The organism is Nostoc sp., assembly GCF_036917655.1.
Taxonomy (GTDB): domain Bacteria; phylum Cyanobacteriota; class Cyanobacteriia; order Cyanobacteriales; family Nostocaceae; genus Nostoc.
The window spans coordinates 39297-60252 of sequence record NZ_JBALCY010000067.1; the positions used below are offsets into that span (position 1 = coordinate 39297).

Genomic DNA, 20956 nt, shown 5'->3' on the forward strand with positions numbered 1-20956 from the left:
TAAAACATAAAACGAGTGACCAAATCAGATGAATGGAAATCAAAATATTAAATCATCTTCCCACTCAAATCATTCCCAAGAGCAAAATCTTGGTTCTATCCTCTCCGTGCGGAGCAGCATTATCGATATTCATTTTCCCAAACGCTTGCCATATATAAATAGCCAATTACAAACAGGGAAAGGAGGTCATCTTTCCATTGAGGTGGTTTCACATCTGAGCGCTCAGGTGGTGCGGGGTGTAGCACTTGCCCCAACCGCAGGTTTGACACGCGGCGAGATTGTGATTGATACTCAGCACCCGTTACAAGTTCCCGTGGGCGATCGCCTTTTAGGGAGAATGTTAAACTTATTTGGCGAAGCGATCGATGAGAAAGAGGCGATCGCAGGTGGTGAATGGCGATCGATTCATGCTACTCCGATCGCCATGTCAGAACGAGTCACCAAAGCCGAAATCCTCAAAACTGGGATCAAAGCGATCGATTTGCTCACACCTTTGGAACGAGGCGGTAAAACAGGTTTACTTGGCGGTGCAGGCGTTGGCAAAACGGTGCTAATTACGGAAATGATCCATAATATGGTGAAGCAGCACCAAGGCGTAAGTTTATTTTGTGGGATTGGCGAACGCTGCCGAGAAGGTCTTGATCTATACCAAGAAATGGAAGCAACGGGCGTTCTCCCAAATGCAGTTTTGGTTTTTGGACAGATGAATGAAGCACCGGGAGTCAGATTTTGGGTAGGACACGCGGCGCTGACAATGGCAGAATATTTTCGCGATCGCTCCCAAAAAGATGTATTGCTTTTGATCGATAATATCTTTCGCTTTATCCAAGCAGGTTCAGAAGTATCGGGACTGATGGGAATAATACCTTCGCGGGTGGGCTATGAACCAACCCTCGCCACTGAACTCGCTCAACTAGAGGAGCGGATTTGCAATACATCGGCAGGGGCGATTACTTCCATTCAAGCGGTTTATGTACCTGCGGATGACTTCACCGATCCCTCGGCTGTCGCTGTGTTTTCCCATCTGTCAGCCGCAATTGTGTTGTCACGGAAACGGGCGAGTGAAGGGCTTTATCCCGCCGTGGATTTGATGCAATCGAATTCCAAAATGCTGATGCCTCATATCGTTGGCGATCGCCATTATCAGATCGCTCAAGCAGTCCGCAAAACCATCAGCACCTATGAGGAACTGAAAGATATCATCGCCATGTTGGGCTTAGAAGAATTATCACCAGGCGATCGCCAAGTCGTATCCCAGGCGCGACGTTTAGAACGTTTTCTCACTCAACCCTTCTTTTCGACTGCCCAGTTTACAGGTTTGACAGGGAAATTAGTCGAATTAGACGATGCCCTAAATGGATGTGAGCGCATTCTCAATGATGAGTTTGCTGATACACCAGAGCGATCGCTCTACATGATCGGCTCAATTGATGAAGTCGTCAAAGCTCCAAAAGAGGGCAAAAAATCATGACCGATCCATCATCAGAAACGCATCCAGAAATTCCGTCAGAAATGCGGCTCAAAGTTGTCTTACCAACCAAAATCTTAATCGAAACAGCCGCGATCAAAGTGATTGCAGAAGCGGAGAATGGGATGTTTTGCTTGCTACCTCACCATATAGATTTTGTGACGACGCTTATACCGAGTTTGCTATCCTTCGTCCCACCCCAAGGACAAGAACAATTCCTCGCCATCGATCAAGGAATTTTGATCAAGCATGGGGATGAGGTCACAGTCGCTACCCAAAATGCAGTCGAAGGTGGCGATTTGGGAATGTTGAAAAAAACCGTTGAGGAGGAGTTTCACTTAATCGATGAACGCGAAAAAACAGCACGTTCCGTTTTAGAAAAGCTAGAGGTAAATACAATTCGGCACTTTATCGAATTAGGTGAATATCCATGAAAACCCCACCCTCTCGTAAGTCTCGCTCCCAAACGCATCTTAACGCCAAAGCGATCGCTAATCAAGCACGCCGCAGACTTTATGCTCGCCAAGCAAAACCTCATGGTGGCGTTTTGTTTGGCTTAGGTTTTATCGGTTTAGTTGGCTGGTCAGTGGTTATACCAACTTTATTGGGAATGGCATTAGGCATCTGGATCGATTTTAAATTTCCCAATCCGTTTTCATGGACATTGGCACTGATGCTGGCAGGTTTAAGCATTGGTTGTTTGATGGCTTGGGAATGGGTATCGCAGGAGCAAAAACGCATGGCAAAAGATCAACCACCCGATGATTTTCCCAACCAGGAAGAAAGAGACTGAACCCAATGGCACGAAGATAAGGCAGGAGGGAAAAAGAAAGAAAATTGCATAGTTGCATGATTTTGGATCGTGCGATCGCATGATAGTGCGTGCTATTTTGCAGAAAACTGCACATCGGATTTTTCCATGTGTGCAATATTTCGTTTTAACAAGTCCGACTCAAGAGCAATCGCCCATCTGGTAATCGCTATACTCCCTTGAGATTATTGCCATGTAGCCACGACTTCCAGTCATATCAAGTTCGGATAATTACCCATAAAAAAAGAACCCCACCCCCAACCCCTAAGAGCCTGCGGGGAGGTTAGCTCAAGCGCAGCTTTGGCGGGGTGGGGTTCTAGGTATTATGCTTAATTGCCCGGACACTATATCACCAAATACAAGACAAATTGCATAAAACTGCACACTTTCCAAAAGCTCAGTTTTCAATGCCTATTTCTGATAAGTTAAAAATAAAAGCCACATAAGTATTTACTTTCTCAATTGACTGGGAATAACTTGCGAGCGCTCGATTGCTTATTAAACTCAGGAGTTCCCCAAAGAGCCAAAGCTATGCTTTGTCTCCCCTCCCGAAGAGCGGGGAGGGGATTAAGGGGAGCCAGTGCGGTCTTGGGGTCTCCCCAAGTGGAGCATCTGGCGTGTGGGGTGCAATGACTATGGGAATCACAACGAATTACCCGGACATGATATAACTTGCGATCGCTAAAATAACCTGTATAAAAAATAACTTATTTAAACCGGATACTAGAAAAACCAGGCATTGCTGAATTAAAATATGAAATCCCTAAAAAAATATCTCAAACTCCTACTGTCTGCGCCTTTGCAAGTCCCAAAGTTTCGAGCAAAGGCTTCCGTCACTCAAACTTCTCTGTGCGCGAGGCTAATTCATCTCTTCACCCAGCAACACCAAAAACTAAATCGCCATCAATTTCTCAAAGTATTATTTTTGGCAACCCTCGGAATCTGTTTATTGTTTGGACAAGTCGTATCTGCACAAACTCAAAATGCTAGTTTACTCGTTGAACAAGGAATTAAAGATTATGATGCCGGAAATTTTCACAATGCGGTAAAACACTGGCGAGAGGCATTAAATCAGTATAAAAACAATCCGTCAGATGCAGCGGTTGTAAATGAAAATTTGGCGCGTGCCTACCAACAAATAGGGGAAAATAAAGAAGCTATTAAATCGTTATCAGCGGCAATTCGTGACTATGGGGTTGTGGCAAATATGCAGCAAGTGGGACGAATGCAGTCAGAACTCGCCCAAGTTTACAGCAATTTGGGACAACCCCGCAAAGCGATCGCACTTTTATGTGGTCAACTGGTAGATAAGTCGAAAATCTCAGAAAATCAAGCGAGTCAGGAAATAGAATGCACTCCCGAAAGTGCCGAAGAAATCGCCACCAAACACAACGACAAACGCGGTAAGATTGCGGCTTTGGGAATTCTCGGCGAGGCATATCGGTTAATCGGAAATTATGACCAAGCAATTAAATATTTACACGCAGCACAAAAAGTCTCTCCAGAATATGATTTTTTAGTGTTAAATAGTTTGGGTAATGCTTACAGAAGTCGCGCTCAATTGCATGAGTTAGAAGCCAATTCTGCAATGCAAGCTGGTATTGTCAGTAAAGAAAACGAATTTACCAACAAGTCTGCGGCAGATTACAACCAAGCCCGCGAATATTTTCAAAATAGTATAAAACTTGCCCAAAAACAAAAACAACCTTTAGCAGAGATGCGGGGATTATTAAATTTAATTCAGTTGGGTTCCCAGACAAATGAGACGAAAGTTATTGGCGATGAAACCTTTAATAATGCTCATGAGGATGCTTTGAAGGTTCTCGAAGATTTACCCGATTCAGCGACAAAAGTGTATGGAGCAATTGATTTAGCATACTTGCAGCGCCATTCTCAAGGAACTTCGCCCTTTACCTACTGTTCAACTCAGATGGTTTCATCGGAGAACGAAGTATTAAATTTGCTGAAAAGCTCAATATTAACTAGTAATAAATTACAAGACAATCGCCTACAATCTTATGCTAATGGTGCTTTAGGACATTTTTGGGAATGCCGCAAAGATAGTAAACAAGCATTAAAATATACCCAAACTGCAATCATTACAGCAGACAAAAAGTTGAGTGCAAAAGATAGCTTGTATTTGTGGGAGTGGCAAGCTGGACGGATTTTAGATAAAGAGAATCGCAAAGAAGAAGCGATCGCATCTTATCAACGAGCATTTGATACCCTAGAAGATATCCGCAGCGATATTTTAACCGCTGAACGCGATGTCCAGTTTGACTTCCGCGATGTTGTGCGACCATTATACCGCACATTGGCACAGTCGCGGCTTGATCTGTTGGATTTGCGTAGTGTACCAATGGCAGCACTTTATGATCGCCAACAAAAGAAATACTTAGTCGAAACCTACGCAGTTGCCACAACCCCTAGTTTACGACTTACCACACCCAAAGTACGCGATCGCAGTACGCAAAAGGCGTTAATTTTGGGTTTGACACAACAAGCAACAATCGACGGAAAGTCTTTTGGTAGGCTTTTTTCAGTTCCCGAAGAAGTCAGTGCAGTTAAAAGTATATTTCCTAATCATACCGACCTCATCGATCAGGATTTTTCCCCCGAAAGTTTTCAGAAAACACTTGACAAAAGCACATATCCTATTGTTCACATAGCTAGTCACGCTCAATTTGGCATCATTCCCGAAGACACCTTCATTGTCACAGGCAAAAACCAAAAACTTACCATCAGCCAATTAGAAAACTCACTGCGAAACCTCAACAGCAAATCGGATAGCGTCGAACTACTGACATTGACTGCATGTGAAACCGCAGTTGGCGACGATCGTGCCACACTAGGATTAGCTGGAGTTGCATTGCAAGTTGGCGTTAAAAGTGCGATCGCGTCTTTGTGGAGTGTCACAGATGCATCGACATCCGAACTAGTCAAAACATTTTACACCAACTACCGCAATACTGGAATGAGTATTGCAGAAGCACTGCAAAAAGCCCAAATTAGGATGATTAATGCTAAGAAATTACCGCCATCTGAAGGTATAAATATCAAGTATGACAACCCAGTATATTGGGCACCAATGATTGCGATCGGTAATTGGCTTTGAAAGCCACATATCCCCTGAGTTTTCATGCAATCTGGAAAATCTCTCTCCGTTTCGGATACTCTTAGGAACGTGGATTAAATAAAATGCAAAAGCTTAATTATAAGTATGTTGATTTATTTTAAGGGCGCTCTTTGATGCCTATGTTGTTTCTAACAAATTAATCATCCCTTACTACTGACATTCTCGACTGAGTATCAATCGTCCATCAGTAAGTTGATAAGCACCAGTAGGTTCGATAATTAGATCGCCTTTTTTCCAAGTCCGCGATGTGTTGTCATTGACACTTCGCACCTCACCAGTCGAATAGATTGAGATTGAAGCATCGTTAGGGCTGTTACGTAAACCACCAGAACCCGTGATGAAGAATGTACCCTTTTTCTTGGGACTGCGTGAAATGCAACTATTAGCGATCAGGGCGTTAGTGTCGATAAGGTTTGGGGATAATCTGGTGAAGCTGTTTTGAATGTAACTGGTATCGGGTGCGTTAATATTTGTTATACCTGAAATGCCTAATTCTGAACTTGCAGTAATATCGCTTTTTTCGGTTGGCTTTGTCCGCGACTCGATACCGAAGATCCCTTGAGAGTTGATTTGGACTTTTCCACCTGTGCCAGTGTATGCGTTGGCGGTGATGTCGCTGTTTTCTTTAGGGATGGCGACGATGAATTTAGAGTTGATATTGATGTTACCGCCATCGCCACCAGCTTCGTTTCTACCTGCGGTAGTTGAAATGAAACCGCCACCGCGCAACAGTAATAAATCAGCGATATCGAGGGTGATGTCACCACCATTACCTGCATTCGTTGAAGAAGCGATCGCACTGCCTTTTCCCAGAATTTCCAGAAAATTAGCATTAATTCTAATATCTCCAGCGTCACCTGTACTGAGGCTGCCGGAGCTAATTTGAGCATCACGTATATCAAGATTATTGGCAGTAATATCTATATCACCACCTTTACCGTTAGCCCTTTTCTGAACTGATGATGTTATACCAGTGAACGACTCATTGTCTGAACCAGTGAGGATAATGTTATCAGCTTGTACCCTTAAATTACCCGCGTTTCCATTTCCGAAAGTTCCTGATAATATTGCGGCATTATCACGTATATCAATATTCTTGGTAGTAATATCTATATCACCACCTCTACCGTTAGCCTTTTCGCCCACTGCTGATGATATCTCAGCAGTATCACGCATACTCAGATTATCAGTAGTAATATTTATATCACCACCTCTACCATTACCCCCTTCCTCAATACCAGATGTTATACCAGTTAAAAACCCACTGTCTGATCCAGTCAGGATAATGTTATCAGCTTGTACCTTTAAATTACCCGCGTTTCCATTTCCGAAAGTTCCTGATTATATCTCAGCAGTATCACGTATACTGAGATTATCGGTAGTAATATTTATATCACCGCCTCGACCATTACCCCCTTCCTCAACACCAGATGTTATACCAGTTAAAAACCCCCTGTCTGATCCAGTCAGGATAATGTTATCAGCTTGTACCCTTAAATTACCCGCGTTTCCATTTCCGAAAGTTCCTGATGATATCTCCGATTCTTCTTGTACATTTAATAGTTGAGTTTTGATGCTGATATTGCCTCCGTTACCCTTAGCTTCATCGCCAACCTGAGTTCCGATATAACTACTTCCGCGTAAATCAATTTGCTCGGCATTAATCCCAATATTTCCTGCATTACCTTGATTGAATGTGGAGGCAGAAATTGTTCCCTGATTGCTGAGATTTAAGCGTCTTGTTGTAACGTCAATGCTTCCCCCAGAACCAATTCCTCCCGTTTGCACCCCGGCAAATAAACCTGATGGTGCAAATGAACCATCCAGTCGTTGTAGCCCAACCCCAATAATATCAATAGAATCAGTGGCATGAACCACCAAATTACCCCCTTGTCCTCGCCCCCCCTGCACTAAGGTTGATATGTTTCCACCATTACTTAACCGCAACCGTTCTGTGTCAATTGTTATCGTGCCACCTCTTGCATCTGCATTACTTGCAATCACATCCGAAGATATGTCACTGTCACTTATATGAGGAAGACCCCCATCCAATTCTACATCTTTGGCGTGGATAGTAATATTTCCAGCATTACCACTGCTTTCAAGGGATGAGGTGCTTATATATCCACTTTGAGTTAGGGAGAGTCGAGGCGTTTCAATCGTTACATTGCCAGCATTCCCTGAGCCAAAGCCAGTCCTACTTGATACATAGCTTCCTTGAGTTAGGGAGAGTCGAGGCGTTTCAATTGTTACATTACCACCATTTCCTGAACCATAGCCAGTGTCAGATGCAACATAACTTTTACTAGCAATATCTACGTATTCACTAGCTTTAATAAAAATGTTAGCTGCATTTGCATTGCTAAAGGTAGTCGTTCTGATATTACTGCCATCTTTGAGATTGAGTCGTTGGGTTTGAATAGTGATATCCCCTGCTGTTGCTGGAGTTGTACCTCCGACTGGTAGAGAAACACCTTTTGTAGATATATCACTTTTAGTCACCTCAACCGCATTCCGAGCCTGAATGGAAATAGAACCGACACTTCCAGTACCAGATGCAAGTGCTACCACTCCCCTTCCTGAGAAATTATTTTGAACTCGCAAAGTGCCTGTTTCAATCCGCAGATTACCTATTGAACCCGAACTATTGCTGTAGAGTCCCAAATTACCTTGGTTAGTGATATTGACAGCATCTGTAGCTCGCACAGTTAAGTTCCCAGCATTGCCTGCACCTTGAGAGCTAACAAGGATCAAGCCACCATTGACGTTAACCGACTCCCTAGCATTGAAGGTGAGGTTTCCTCCATTACCTTTACCAAAGCTAAATGTGCTAATTTTGCCACTATTTTCTACTGTTCCATCTCCGGTAATCGTGATTTTCCCGCCATTGATGGTAACATTACCACCCGCACCCGTAGCGTCAGCATTGCTGCTGGAATAAATCGAACTGCCGTTAGCGAGAGTTACTGCATCGCTGGCTTGAATTTGAATATCACCGCCCTTGGCTGCACCAGAAGTAACACTCTGAACGCTAGAGTCGTTGTCTAAATTAAATTGAGTCGCATCAACAATAATTGAGCCGCCATTGTTACCGAAAAGACTAGAACCGTTTAGGGCGATTTTTCCACCAAAAATCTCAATTGCACTATTTTCACCTGTAGCGAAAATTTTTGCATTCGTTAAGTTAATGGGTGCTTGTCCGAAATTTTCTGGTAACTTAAAACCCAATGACGAGCCATTGACATTCAGATCAACAGTTGTATCTCTACTGACTGCTCCCAATTTCACTTGTCCATTTTTAGTAGACAAAGAACTCCCATCCAAGCCAATTTCACCACCCATAAGTGCTAAAGTACTACCAGAACCAACAGACAACGCATTAACTGCTCGGTTAGTAATACTTCCTGGTTGCGAACCAAACTGCAAGCCAATTGGTACATTGATAGCCAACAATGGCGGTGCTTGGGGATTTGTAGCGCTAAACTCTACGCCATTGGGAAAAATTAAGCTATTTGCTGTTGTCCCCAAAAAAGAACCCTGCACATCTAAACTGGCATTTTTACCAAACACAATCCCATTGGGATTAAGCAAAAACAAATTTGCTGCACCATTAACTCCCAATTTCCCGAAAATATTCGACGAGTTACCACCAGTAACGCGAGAAAAGATATTTGTTATCCCCTGTGGATTGGCGAAATAAACGCCTCGACCTTCACCTACATTAAAATCTTGAAAACTGTGAAATAGGTTAATGCCACGAGCCGCACCGCCCCCGATGCGGTCATTATCTTTATTAATCGGAATGACAACCGATTGCTCTATTCCAAGGGTGTTATCGGGAGTTAACTGAGCAAAAGTAGGGAGAATAGAAACTGCGATCGCTCCCACGCACCCTAGCAATCCCGCTACACCAAACCGCAAAATTTCGATCATTTCTATTCTCCCCACTCGTTCTATATTCTTTCGCTTGAAATTCTCTGGATATCTTTGATGCGTTGCTGAATGATTTTGATATCGACTTCGCTTCCTGTGGGGATTTCAGACTGTGCGAGGTCTTGAACTAAAGTTGATCCAGTTTGACCCAGTTTACCATTACTGGTTGCTTTCAATGCTTCTTCAAATGCTTCATACCACAGTTCATTTTCAGCATAATAATTTATGCTTTCTGGAATGCTAGAAAATCGGTTCTTAGCTAGTGATTGAGGATTTATGACGGTAAATTCTGCATTGCTAACAATTGAACGCGCTTCGCAGTCAATTGCGATTTGCCAGAAATATGTTTTACCGACAGTTAGTTCAGGATAATCAAGAGGAAGTTTTAATTTGTTAATCCCGACTATTGTTGGTATTTCTTTAACTTTAGCGATTTGTTTAACAGTTGTCGCTGAATCGAATTCAAAAATTCGGAATCGCACAGTTTGGGAACTTGACATATACCAAGCAAGCATTGGACGTGTGGAAGCGGTTTTACCGATAAATGTCTGAGGTGCAAGCTGCGTCAGAGGAATACCGCTACTCGAACATCCACGCGAACCACCCGCACGGGAATATCCACTGGCAGGTTTGCGATCGCGTGGTTTAAACTCAGCATATGCAGGGACTGCGCTAATTAAAAAAACCACTCCCACAACCAAACTTGTAAGTCTGCGGCTATTTCGCCAAAATCCAAAATATTGATGACTCATGGTAAATGCTGGTAATTGTATGGTTATCTACTAAAATTTTGACCTCTCTCCTGCAACGAGAGAGGCTTTGATTTGAGTCTTATTCCCCCTCCTGCTAACAAAACTTTTTCTGATTTCCTCTTTTTTTAAGAGAGGGTTAGGGAGAGGTAGGGAAGGGGCTGTTCTTGTTAGGTTTGTATTTTATTCAACTGAGAACCTCTAGAATATTAAGAACTGTTTTAAAATCTAAAATTCCTTTGTAGGTTTCCAGCTAAGTTGGCATATTGTCCCGCGAGGGGAAAGCGATTCCCGTCGAAACTCTCCTCGTAATTGTCTGGCGAGTAGTTTAGAATGTTTTGTGCCTTTATTTTCGAGCTTTGATTGAATCCCAGAACCGTTATCTTTAACGCACAACTTATATTGACTTTCACTAGAAACACCCGTTGCTTGAACACACTTTACTCCTTGGGCATGTTTGCCAACATTACACAAAGCTTCTTCCAGAAACAGACATATTTCACGTTTATGTTCCATACTTAAATACTTATCATCAATTGGGTCAAAATTGCGAATTTTGACTTTTAATGTTTTAAAATATTCAAAATCGTGACGATCTAATGTACTTGAATAAACTTCATATAACAAATCATGAAGTGGTCGGTTCAATTCGAGGATCAATCCGCTTCCTAAACGCAAACTTTCTTCCTTTGTTAATGCTTCTAGTTTGAGAAATTCGCCAATTTCCCGAATTTCTCGATCGAGCTTTTCAAATTGTCCAAGCAGTTGTTCATAGGGTACATCTTTAGCACGCATGTGCTTTAATCCATAAGCGAGGGTTTGCAGGGGGCCATTATGAATTACGGTAAAAGTGTGTTGAATTGTGTTTTGACGTTCGTTGATTTGCGATCGCAAGAATTTATCATGCTGGTAAAATGCCAAAGCACTCAAGCCAACCCCATTTACAGCTAATATACTGGATGCTACAGGAACCCATATACCCCACAACCACAGCATCACATAGCCGTAGCTAAACAGACAAACTCCCGCTAGAGCAACACTAAATAGATTTTTCCAGACAGATTGGGTCAGCCGTCCGATAATGATCGGCAGAAAACCCCAAATAATTATCCATGTGTATTCTCCGATATCTTCCCAACTGTGCAACATTGGGCGACCATCGATTACAGTACTGAGAATTTGACTGATGACGTGAGCATGATAGTCAACACCGTAAATTTGACCCTTTAATTCTAATGTTGGCAAAGCAGATGTATAAAAAATATCACCACCGCTCAGATTTCGATTGCCAACTAAGACAATGCGATCGCGCAACAATTTTGCATAAACGTTCTTATTTTTCTCATTGAGAATATCGCGCAGCGACACAACATGAAAAGGCTGATAATTGTTGCGGAAGTTCATCAAAATTGACAATCCACCACCCCCACAATTAATGCCCACATATCCACCAAAATTATCGGTGATTCGGGGCAATTCAGTCCTTTGAATCATTATTGTATTTGGGTCATTTTTCCCAGTTTCCAACTCAATTCCTTTTGTTTTTAAGTACCTAACAACTAACTGTAGCGCTAGAGAATATTTATCTTCGTTGTAATTCTTCGGCTTCGGTGTATATAACAAATAGCGTCGATACTTACTATCTGCATCATTAAATAAATCAACAAATCCAATTTGTTCGGGTGGCAAACTTCGGGGTGGAGAAATCTCTCCTGGTGGTAATATTTTTTCAATACTAATAATATTAGTATTTTCCCGCAATATCTTGGTAAGTTGTTCGCCACCAGGTTCAACGGGAACATTTTTGAATATATCCAGCCCAATTGCTAGCGGTTTATAGGTTTCCAGCTTGGTAAGTAACTCTGCAATCTTCTCATCTGGAACCGGATATTGCTTAACCCATTCGATATCTTTTTCGTCGATCCCCACAATGACTACACGTTCATCGAGTTTTTCGGCGGGACGCAGACGTAACATGGTATCGAGGAATATCCATTCCAAAGATTGCATTCCTCCAACCATACGGATCAAGATCACCAATACCAACACCAATATTCCCGGAGGTGCAGCAAGGGACCACAACCCAAATTCTTGGTAAATGCGATTCCAGATTCTCCTTCTCATCTAGTTTTTTTGCGTTAATTATCCCTATCCGTATTAATCAATTAAGCCTTCTTCACGGGAACGAACTTCGGTTTGGATTCGCATATTCTTACCACCTTGCTTGCAGTCTTCAGGATATACCCCCAAAACATCCTGAATCTTCGTCCAGTAAGTCCGCACTGCTCGTTCTGATTTATACATTCGGTCAGCGATCGCTCGATCTGTCAAACTCTCTTCAAAAGCCAACCGCAACACCTCCAACCATTCCGGTTTGAGTTCGATCCCCGTTTTGATGTCTTTCGTGTGAGTTGCACCATGAAGTGCCAAATTAACCCGCATTAGCATTTCATCTTCGGCTAATTCTTTGTCTGCGATCGCAAACCCACCTTGATGATTATCAATCTCGTGTTTGATCCGGATTAACGCCTTCACATAACTAGTTTGCACCATGAAATTCTGATGGGGATATTCTTGGAGCAAAGTTTGCAACAGCTTAATTCCGGTATCAATTTTTGCTGTCTCCCCTTGCTGATCGGGAATTGATAAATCCATCACAATCAGGTCAAACTGGTGAAGTTGAAGTTGAAAAAGTGTCTCTTTTCCCGTCTGAGCCTTAATAATAGAAGCTTCGGGATACTCTCGACTTAATACATCCAGGGTACCAGTCAAAATTAATTGATGGTCATCGACAACAAGAATACCCAGCTTTTTTTCCACTGGTAAATGTCCATAAACTTGATGTTCTTTCAAACTTATCCCTACCATATTTTCACCTATTTTCATTCCAATTAAAAGTTTCCTTAAGCTTTACGAAAAATCCCGTCCTCTACGGTGTTTACTTTGAGATTCATATCTTGCGTCTTTTTAGACTTACGCAAAACTACACGTTGTAGAGCCAATTCATGAATTGCCCCAACCTGAAAATCTTTCTTTTCGGCTATTGTTTGCCTAAGTCCTACTTTTATCCCTAAGAGGATGTTTGAAAATTCAGTAGATCACAAACTTTCGAGGACGAGGGTAAAAACAAGGGTTTCAGCCCTCGCCAGCAAGGAGCGAACAGCATTTGTTTAATAGCGATCGCCTAAGAACAGTTAGAATAAACCGCAGCCTCACATAGAATTAGTATTAGGCTTTGGTGTTAATAATAATACCTTCCAAACATCCTCTAACTCTACTCGTTGAAGTATACGCCTATTTTAATTGGAGATGAATTTTCAAGCTATGCAGAAAAGTGCAAATCTAAAGGTGTGAGTTTACTTTTATCACAATTGTGTTGGATGGAGATTTTTACATCAACAGTGAAGGTGAGAGAACACTGTCCAGAAACAGAAGTTCACTTTATTACTCGGTTGAAAATGTTCACCAAAAAAGTAATCCAACTTTTTTAGCTACCCGCTACTGATTGATTTAACCAACAGGGCAATCGCCCTGACCATACCCACTCATCCTGAATATCAAGAGTAGCTTTCATGCGATCGTACTCCTGCACAGTCACTTTAGGGAAGTGCGCGGAGCGCATCAGATGAAAGCTGTTCGTACTTCTTTGAATTTTAACTACACCACTAAGTAAGTCGGCGAGAAAAATTCAATGTATATGAAGAAATATAAATTCTCAGTAGGGTGTGTTACGCCGTAGGCTAACGCACCCTACTGAGAATTTCTTAACATAACTTGAAATATTAGCGCCGACTTACTTATAGCTGATGGTCTATTGAGTAGTAGCAATAGCAGATTTCAGTTGAAGTTTAATATTTGTACCTTTTTTAAGGGCAACTTCTCCACCAGGGCTAGACAAAACGAAAGCAGTCGCAGCCGTACCACCTGCTAGCCCACCATGCTTGAACTTGGCTTGATCACCAAGAAAATGACCTGCAACTGTACCACCTAGAATAATCCCTGCATTTTGAATGAACTTACCTTTGGTTTTTGTTTCTAACTTGGTGTTTACTAAAGTCGCGTCAATCGGATAAGATGAGCCATTTTTAAGTGAAACATCATCAAAAACCAAATGTAAACTTGCTTTTTTTCCTTTAGCAGCTTTGACTACATCTTCCAGATGTCCCTGTATTTGACCATCTTTAAGAAATTTATTTCCTCCGATTAAGGAATTCTTAATTTCTAAGACAAAGCGGTCATTATTTTGGTTTTTAACCGTAGATATCTCTTGTTGAAGAACAGTATCAAAACTTGTTCCAGCAGGTACGGATATTTGCTGATTGTTTGACTGACTAGATGTCCGATCAGCGATCGCAGTTTTGTTGTTACTAGAAGTGCTGTCAGTCTGGCTATTCGTTTTATTACAAGCCACTGTGCCACTTAATAAAATAGCACTCAAGAACAATGGGAACAGATTTTTCATGGCTGCGGTGTTGATGAAATGAATAATAACAATACAATCTTTTAAGAAAGACAAAAACTACAGAAGCTGAAACTTAACGTTCAAAGGGCAAATCGCCACAGAATCGCCACAGCTTTGTACTAGGGTGAATGGCACTAAGATAAGCCCAAAGCCTTGTGTTGCCTCGTTCCCAGCCTCCAGGCTGGGAATGTATTCCGAGAGGGCTGCTGCCTCTGGCCAAGAAAGAGGAGGCTCCGCCTCCCAGGATGGGTTCCCAGCCTTCAGGCTAGGAACCAGTCAGGGCAAGGGTTATATCTTAACTTAGTGCCATTCGTACTAGGGTGTTGACAACACTCAGTCCTGAGTGCTGAGTGCTGAGTTGAGTCAAGTAAAAAACTACTCAGCACTTATGTACTTGGTACGAGCAAGGCCCCTTGTGGCGTGGCGGAATCTTCTTAACTCAAGAGGTTGGTTGAGGTGGTCTTTTAACTCAGCACTCTTCATTTTGGGGGCTTTGAGGCAATTTCCCGGAAAATTATTTATGCTACTTTTGTTTGTGGGAAAACGGCTGTTTTAGCCGCTTTCCCATAAAAATATGCGACACATTTTTTGCATGAAGTCTTATAGGGTAAAGGGTTCAAAGTCAACACCCTAGCCCCAGAACGCCCAGAACAAGCAGAAGAACTTGAGCGATCGCTTAACCTATAGCAGATTAACCTTGGTGAAAGTGTCACCTTCCGAGCACGGGCGACAGATAATATCAAAGTTGTCAGGCTAAAACTGCTCATTAATGGAACGCTGTTTATACGCTGATTACCCGAAATTGAGTTTTTAGTCATCAACGAAGCGACTTGTGCGAACTCGCTATCAAAAGTCAAGAGTTAAAAATTCTTCCTCTACTCCTCTGCTTCCCATCTTTCCACCTGCTTAACTCATGAGTTAGGATGACTATATTTTAATCAGGTGATATGAAAAGAATAGAAGTTGAGCAAAGAACTATTTTAATTGGTTTGGCAGGTAGCTACGGCTATGGTTTAAATCGTCCTGATTCAGACTTTGATTATCGGGGAGTATTTATCGCACCCAAAAGGTACTACCTGGGATTTGATCGGATAGAACAAAAAGATGCTGGTTGGGATGAACCAGGAATATTTTCATTCCTGGATGGCAACCAAGACACAGTTATATATGAATTAAGAAAAATCCTCCAGTTATTAGCGGGCGCGAATCCCAATGTTTTAGAATTGCTCTGGTTAAATAACTATCCTTTTTTCAGCGCAGTCGGACAGCATTTAATTAATCATAAACAGTTATTTTTGAGCAAGAAGGTAAAACATACTTACACTGGTTATGCCTTTGCTCAAATCAAAAAGATGGAAACTCATCGCAAGTGGTTGTTAAAACCACCGCAAAAAAAACCAATACCATCTGACTTTTCTATAGAAGACGAAGCACCCCTCAGCAAAGATGAGCTAAATGCTTTTTTGGAGTATCTTTATAACTTAATTAGAGGACGGATTGAGTTTTTGGAAGAAGCGGAACAATTATATCAATTGCTGACAGCAGATATTGATTTTAAAGGAGTGTTAAAACAATATACTTTACCCGACGAAACTTTGGAGTATACCCAACAGTTAACCAATAGCCGGAAAGATTTTATCCGCCTGCTTCAGAAAAGTCAAAATTATCAAATAGCTTTAAGAGAATGGAAGGCTTACTTATCTTGGCAGGAGAATAGAAATCCGGCTAGGGCAGAAATGGAAAGAAAGTCGGGTTTTGACCTCAAACATGGGATGCACTGCATTAGATTGTTACGCAGTGGAGTAGAAATATTGCGGCAAGGTGAAGTGATTGTAGATAGGAGAATAGCTGGTGATGTTGAGGATTTAAAAGCTATTTTAAAGGGTGAGTATTCTTATGAGCAGGTGATGAAAATGGCAGAAGATTTGGTCGCCGAAATGGAAATTGTTTATGAACAATCTGCCTTACCTCACAAACCTGATTTAGAGCAAATTAATCAGTTGTGTATGGAATTGGTGGAAATGCAAAATTGGTAATTGAAAAAATTAGGAGAGACGCGATTAATCGCGTCTGTACAGGAGTTAGGAGTTTTTAATTAATTTCTCACTCATAACTGATAACTCATAACTAATTTTATAGAGTGGACATTAAGTCAGCAAAGCCATAGAGGCTGATGACGAGCAATAGAGATGCTGTTAGTTGGGTAATTCGCGTCTGAGGTGAGGGCGCGATCGCTTCCCGCACTAAGATAGAAATAGATGCCCCGACTACTAAGCTCAAGCCTAAAATTAAATATGGTCTGTCGGGTAAAATACTCGCTATTGCCAGCATAGCGATCGCTAATAAGAGCATCAATAATTCTACAAACCTGGGCGGGTTGTATTGGCTAGATAGAATAAAGCTGTTGAACCAAAAATGCCAAATTCTCATAGTCAGTGTTGAGTGCTGAGTGCTGAGTGCTGAGTTAAGAGTAAGAAGTTAGGAGTTATGAGTGAGGAATTAGTGCTGAATGCTGAGTTAAGAGTAAGAAGTTAGGAGTTATGAGTCATGAAACAGCTTTTAATTCAAAACCCTTAACTCCTGTACAGACGCGATTAATCGCGTCTCTAACTCTTAACTCCTAGCCCCTAACTTTTGACCTGTGCCGTTTTTTTGTACAGTATCACTTTCTGGTAGTTCGACGCCAAAGACGCGGCTAAAAACTTTGGCGACTTTGTAGCCAGAATCAATCGATTCTAAGGGGTCTTTCCGCAGTCTGTGACGCAAGCATAGCGTAATTACGCGATGGATATCATCAACTGTAACTTCAGTGCGTCCTTCATATGCTGTTAAGGCTTTGGCGGCGCGGTTACTAACAATGTCACCCCGCAAACCATCTACATCGAGTTCTGAACAGACTTCAGAAATTTTCACCCGCAGATCATAGTCAATTTTCACTTCTGGCAAAAGCTGTTGAGCATTGACAATTTGCTCTTGCAATGCTTCTTGCTGGGGTTTGTACTTTTCAAGAAATACTGGAGGATTTTGGTCAAAATCCGCCCGTTGTTCCACGATTTGCACCCGCAAGATTGCTTCTTTTACTGTGTGAATTTCTGCGTGCATCCCAAAGCGATCAAGCAGTTGGGGGCGCAGTTCTCCTTCTTCGGGGTTTCCAGAACCCACAAGAACGAAACGCGCTGGGTGACGGATAGAAATACCTTCTCGTTCTACAGTGTTCCATCCACTGGCAGCGGAGTCGAGTAGCACGTCTACAAGGTGGTCATCTAGTAAGTTGACTTCATCCACATAGAGAATACCTCGGTTAGCCTTTGCCAGCAGTCCCGGTTCAAAAGCTTTGACACCTTCAGATAAAGCTTTCTCGATGTCGATTGTGCCACAAACTCGGTCTTCTGTAGCTCCTAGCGGCAGGTCTACCATTTGGACTTTTTTCTGAGCTACAGGAATTTCCGCCCCTTGTTCTAACAGTTGGCGAACTTCATCGCTCATCAAGTCGGGGTCGCTAGGATCACTACTAAAGGGGTCATTGGCAACCACAGAAATTTCTGGCAGTAGATCCGCCAGCGCCCGGATAGTTGTGGATTTACCGGTGCCGCGATCGCCCATGATCATTACACCACCAATTTTGGGGTCAATCACGTTCAATAGCAACGCCAGTTTCATTTCTTCCTGGCCCACAATTGCCGTAAAAGGAAATACTACGCGACGCGCACTTGCCGTGGATTGAGCAGTTGGACTCACTAAATTACCTTAACAATATTTTTCTTATTACAGTTCTTTATTGTGACACAGGTAGGGCGTCGGGGAAATCAATTCAAAATTCACTCATTCAAAATTCAAAATTGTTCGCCTCTGATCTGGTAGAGAAGATAAAGACTGGGGGAAATATAGCTTTAGCTTCGCGCAGGGTGGGAGATCAGGAAGATGAAGTATAACCAATCCCCAATGCCCAATCCCCAATGCCCAATCCCCAATCCCTAATCCCCAATCCCCAATCCCCAATCCCCAATCCCCAATCCCCAATCCCCAATAAACATTGGGCACTAATGACTACTAGCTGCGTCAAGCATCTTATAACTTTGCTAAGTCTGCTTTAGTTTTTCTGGTGCAAAAGTTCCATAAGCAGGGAACGAACAACTACCAACTGATTAATCCTGTAGTAAGCATAAATACTTGTAAACTATATGGTTAGTAGATTCAATTATAAAAACGAGCGATGGCGTGTGTGGGTAGTTAATGCATCATTCAAATTTATGAAATCACCTTTTATTGTTCAAAGTTGGCGGCGTAGATGCACAGCAGCTTGTCGTCAGACATCGCTCAAGTATCTTTTTCCGATTCTCATTTTAATATCCTTTGTTACGGTATTGCTGGTAGAGAGTTTCACCCCTGCAATCGCACAGATACCCCGTCAGGAAATTCGCGGGGTTTGGATGACCAACAATGATTTTGATACCCTCAAGAATCGCGAGAAAGTGCAAGATGCAGTGAGTCAATTACGACGGCTGAACTTCAACACAATCTATCCTGTGGTGTGGAATTCTGGCTATGTAATGTATCCCAGTGCCATAGCACAACATGCAGGTATTCAACCTTTTATCTACAAAGGTTTAGATGGACATGATATTCTTGCGGACTTGATTAACCAAGCCCATCGCAAAGGACTGCTAGTAATTCCCTGGTTTGAATTTGGTTTCATGGCTCCCCCAACCTCAGAACTAGCATTAAATTATCCTGATTGGTTCACACAAAAGCGGGATGGTAGCCAAACTTCCATCAGTGCTGCTGGTGAGGTGATGTGGCTCAATCCGTTCCATCCACAAGTGCAACAGTTCATCACCAATCTCGTGCTGGAAACTGTCACCCAATATGATGCCGATGGCATTCAGTTTGACGATCACATGAGTTTGCCCTACGAATTTGGCTACGATAAATATACAGTTGCCTTGTACACCCAAGAAACTAATAATGCTCCTCCAAGCGATGCTCAAGATACAGCATGGGTAAAGTGGCGGGCAGATAAAATTACGGCTTTCATAGTGAAACTTAACCAAGCGGTGAAGCAGAGAAAACCCCAGGCAATTTTCTCCGTTGCTCCCAATTACTATGATTTTTCTTACAAGTTTCACCTGCAAGATTGGCTGAGTTGGGTACGACAAAATATTGTGGACGAGTTAATTGTCCAAGTGTATCGTCCAAATCTGCAAAGTTTTGTGGCAAATATTTCCCGCCTAGAAATTCAAGAAGCGCAACAAATAATTCCAACTGGAATTGGCATTATGACAGGGTTACGAAATAATCCAGTTCCCATGCAACAAATTATGTCTCAGGTACGGGCTGCTCAAGAACGTGGTCTAGGCGTAATCTTCTTTTATTATGAAAGTCTTTGGAACGATGCTCTAGAACCCTTAAACGAGCGACAAGCTGGATTTGAAACTCTCTTTCCATCTCCCGCACTCCGCGCCAAAATTGAATAATTTTTCTGTTAAAGATGATGTTACTGGACTAGAAATTAAGGTTTTTACACCTAATGGTAGTGCGATCGCAATTTTTAGTTGATTGATAAGTTTCACTTATGTTATCAGAACAAGCGAGTTGTGAAAAAAATATATTAACAAATACAGTTTTTAGACAACAACTCATTTAAGGCAGGTATCTACCCCAGAGCGATACCTTCTCTACGAGAGGCTACGCCAACGGTGAGCTTTCCTACGGAACGCTGCGCGTAGCTTGCTTCCCCGTAGGGGTACGCTAACGCAGAACTTTTTGGTCTACTAACAATGGAGCTACATATCAGACAGCACAAGGCTTAATTCGCGGACGCCCTTCAAGAATGAGCGAACGCACAGATATAAGGCAATACGCTTGGGTTAAGGATAATTGTAGGTTGGGTTGTAGCTTGCTTCCCCGTAGGGGTACGTAGTGAAACCCAACAAAGTCCTGAAAATGTTGGGTTTTGTCCCTCAACCCAACCTACGCTGGTTTTGGTTTTTGACTTGAACCCAAGCGGATTGAGATATAAGGAGAGGGAAATAAGAAATCCTCGTATTCTGAGGAGTCTGGAATAGCACCTCGCATTCGATTCACCAATGCAATTATTGTTATAAAATTTCCTACTGATGACAATATTGTTATTGATTAGGGCATAACTTGACAAAAACATTGGATACTATTTATCAAAAACACTTTTTTAAAAACTAATTATATTATTGATAATAATCATGAGTTTTCATATGAGGTTTTATATGAGTTATTGAACCAACTTAAATCAAAAATAATGTCATAGTAATTAGGAAGACCTTTAAAGGAGCGCCCATATTTTAGTTACGTCGGTAGATTGATTCCCCGGATTGGCTTATTTTCACACAATTTGGTTTTTTCTTGCATACTTCCTTTTACA

General features: G+C 42.0%; 15 protein-coding genes. 6 read left to right on the top strand and 9 right to left on the bottom strand.

Annotation, left to right across the window (positions count from 1 at the left end):
- Positions 1 to 28: 28 nt before the first annotated feature.
- From atpD to V7K30_RS23755, 4 genes are all read left to right on the top strand, one after another.
- Positions 29 to 1471 (top strand): F0F1 ATP synthase subunit beta, encoded by a 1443-nt coding sequence (gene atpD, locus V7K30_RS23740; RefSeq protein ID WP_335003473.1) that lies wholly within the window; start codon positions 29 to 31, stop codon positions 1469 to 1471.
- Positions 1468 to 1902 carry a F0F1 ATP synthase subunit epsilon gene (locus V7K30_RS23745; RefSeq protein WP_335003475.1) on the top strand — a complete coding sequence of 145 codons (435 nt, stop codon included), beginning with the start codon at positions 1468 to 1470 and terminating at the stop codon, positions 1900 to 1902. Before atpD ends, V7K30_RS23745 begins: the two co-directional genes overlap by 4 nt.
- Positions 1899 to 2261 (top strand): AtpZ/AtpI family protein, encoded by a 363-nt coding sequence (locus tag V7K30_RS23750; protein ID WP_335003477.1) that lies wholly within the window; start codon positions 1899 to 1901, stop codon positions 2259 to 2261. The genes V7K30_RS23745 and V7K30_RS23750 overlap by 4 nt, the downstream gene beginning before the upstream one ends.
- Positions 2262 to 3033: 772 nt before the next feature.
- The gene (locus V7K30_RS23755; protein ID WP_335003479.1) at positions 3034 to 5394 is read left to right on the top strand and encodes a CHAT domain-containing protein; all 2361 of its coding nucleotides are present in this window, start codon (positions 3034 to 3036) and stop codon (positions 5392 to 5394) included.
- Between the two features lie 171 nt (positions 5395 to 5565).
- Here V7K30_RS23755 and V7K30_RS23760 read toward each other — a convergent pair whose 3' ends face one another.
- From V7K30_RS23760 to V7K30_RS23790, 7 genes are all read right to left on the bottom strand, one after another.
- Positions 5566 to 6591 carry a hypothetical protein gene (locus V7K30_RS23760; RefSeq protein WP_335003481.1) on the bottom strand — a complete coding sequence of 342 codons (1026 nt, stop codon included), beginning with the start codon at positions 6589 to 6591 and terminating at the stop codon, positions 5566 to 5568.
- A 165-nt stretch (positions 6592 to 6756) separates the two neighbouring features.
- The gene (locus V7K30_RS23765) at positions 6757 to 9348 is read right to left on the bottom strand and encodes a two-partner secretion domain-containing protein (protein ID WP_335003483.1); all 2592 of its coding nucleotides are present in this window, start codon (positions 9346 to 9348) and stop codon (positions 6757 to 6759) included.
- 20 nt (positions 9349 to 9368) lie between these two features.
- Entirely contained in the window at positions 9369 to 10100 is a 732-nt protein-coding gene (locus V7K30_RS23770) for a DUF928 domain-containing protein (protein ID WP_335003485.1), read from the bottom strand.
- Positions 10101 to 10325: 225 nt separating this feature from the next.
- Positions 10326 to 12221, bottom strand: coding sequence for a sensor histidine kinase (locus V7K30_RS23775; RefSeq protein ID WP_335003487.1), 1896 nt, complete (start codon positions 12219 to 12221; stop codon positions 10326 to 10328).
- Between the two features lie 33 nt (positions 12222 to 12254).
- On the bottom strand, positions 12255 to 12983 hold the full coding sequence (locus tag V7K30_RS23780) for a response regulator (protein WP_442941099.1): 729 nt from the start codon (positions 12981 to 12983) through the stop codon (positions 12255 to 12257).
- A gap of 925 nt (positions 12984 to 13908) precedes the next feature.
- Positions 13909 to 14559 carry a hypothetical protein gene (locus V7K30_RS23785; RefSeq protein WP_335003489.1) on the bottom strand — a complete coding sequence of 217 codons (651 nt, stop codon included), beginning with the start codon at positions 14557 to 14559 and terminating at the stop codon, positions 13909 to 13911.
- Positions 14560 to 15077: 518 nt separating this feature from the next.
- The gene (locus tag V7K30_RS23790) at positions 15078 to 15377 is read right to left on the bottom strand and encodes a hypothetical protein (protein ID WP_335003491.1); all 300 of its coding nucleotides are present in this window, start codon (positions 15375 to 15377) and stop codon (positions 15078 to 15080) included.
- 129 nt (positions 15378 to 15506) lie between these two features.
- Here V7K30_RS23790 and V7K30_RS23795 point away from each other — a divergent pair, with 129 nt between their 5' ends.
- A complete protein-coding gene (locus V7K30_RS23795) occupies positions 15507 to 16595 on the top strand; it encodes a nucleotidyltransferase domain-containing protein (protein ID WP_335003493.1) in 1089 nt (362 codons plus the stop codon).
- A gap of 97 nt (positions 16596 to 16692) precedes the next feature.
- On the opposite strand, the gene V7K30_RS23800 is transcribed toward V7K30_RS23795, so the two are convergent.
- Positions 16693 to 16989 carry a hypothetical protein gene (locus tag V7K30_RS23800; protein ID WP_335003495.1) on the bottom strand — a complete coding sequence of 99 codons (297 nt, stop codon included), beginning with the start codon at positions 16987 to 16989 and terminating at the stop codon, positions 16693 to 16695.
- Between the two features lie 183 nt (positions 16990 to 17172).
- Positions 17173 to 18297 carry a magnesium chelatase ATPase subunit I gene (gene bchI / locus V7K30_RS23805; RefSeq protein ID WP_335003497.1) on the bottom strand — a complete coding sequence of 375 codons (1125 nt, stop codon included), beginning with the start codon at positions 18295 to 18297 and terminating at the stop codon, positions 17173 to 17175.
- 443 nt (positions 18298 to 18740) lie between these two features.
- Here bchI and V7K30_RS23810 point away from each other — a divergent pair, with 443 nt between their 5' ends.
- Entirely contained in the window at positions 18741 to 20033 is a 1293-nt protein-coding gene (locus V7K30_RS23810) for a glycoside hydrolase family 10 protein (protein WP_442941100.1), read from the top strand.
- Positions 20034 to 20956 lie beyond the last annotated feature (923 nt).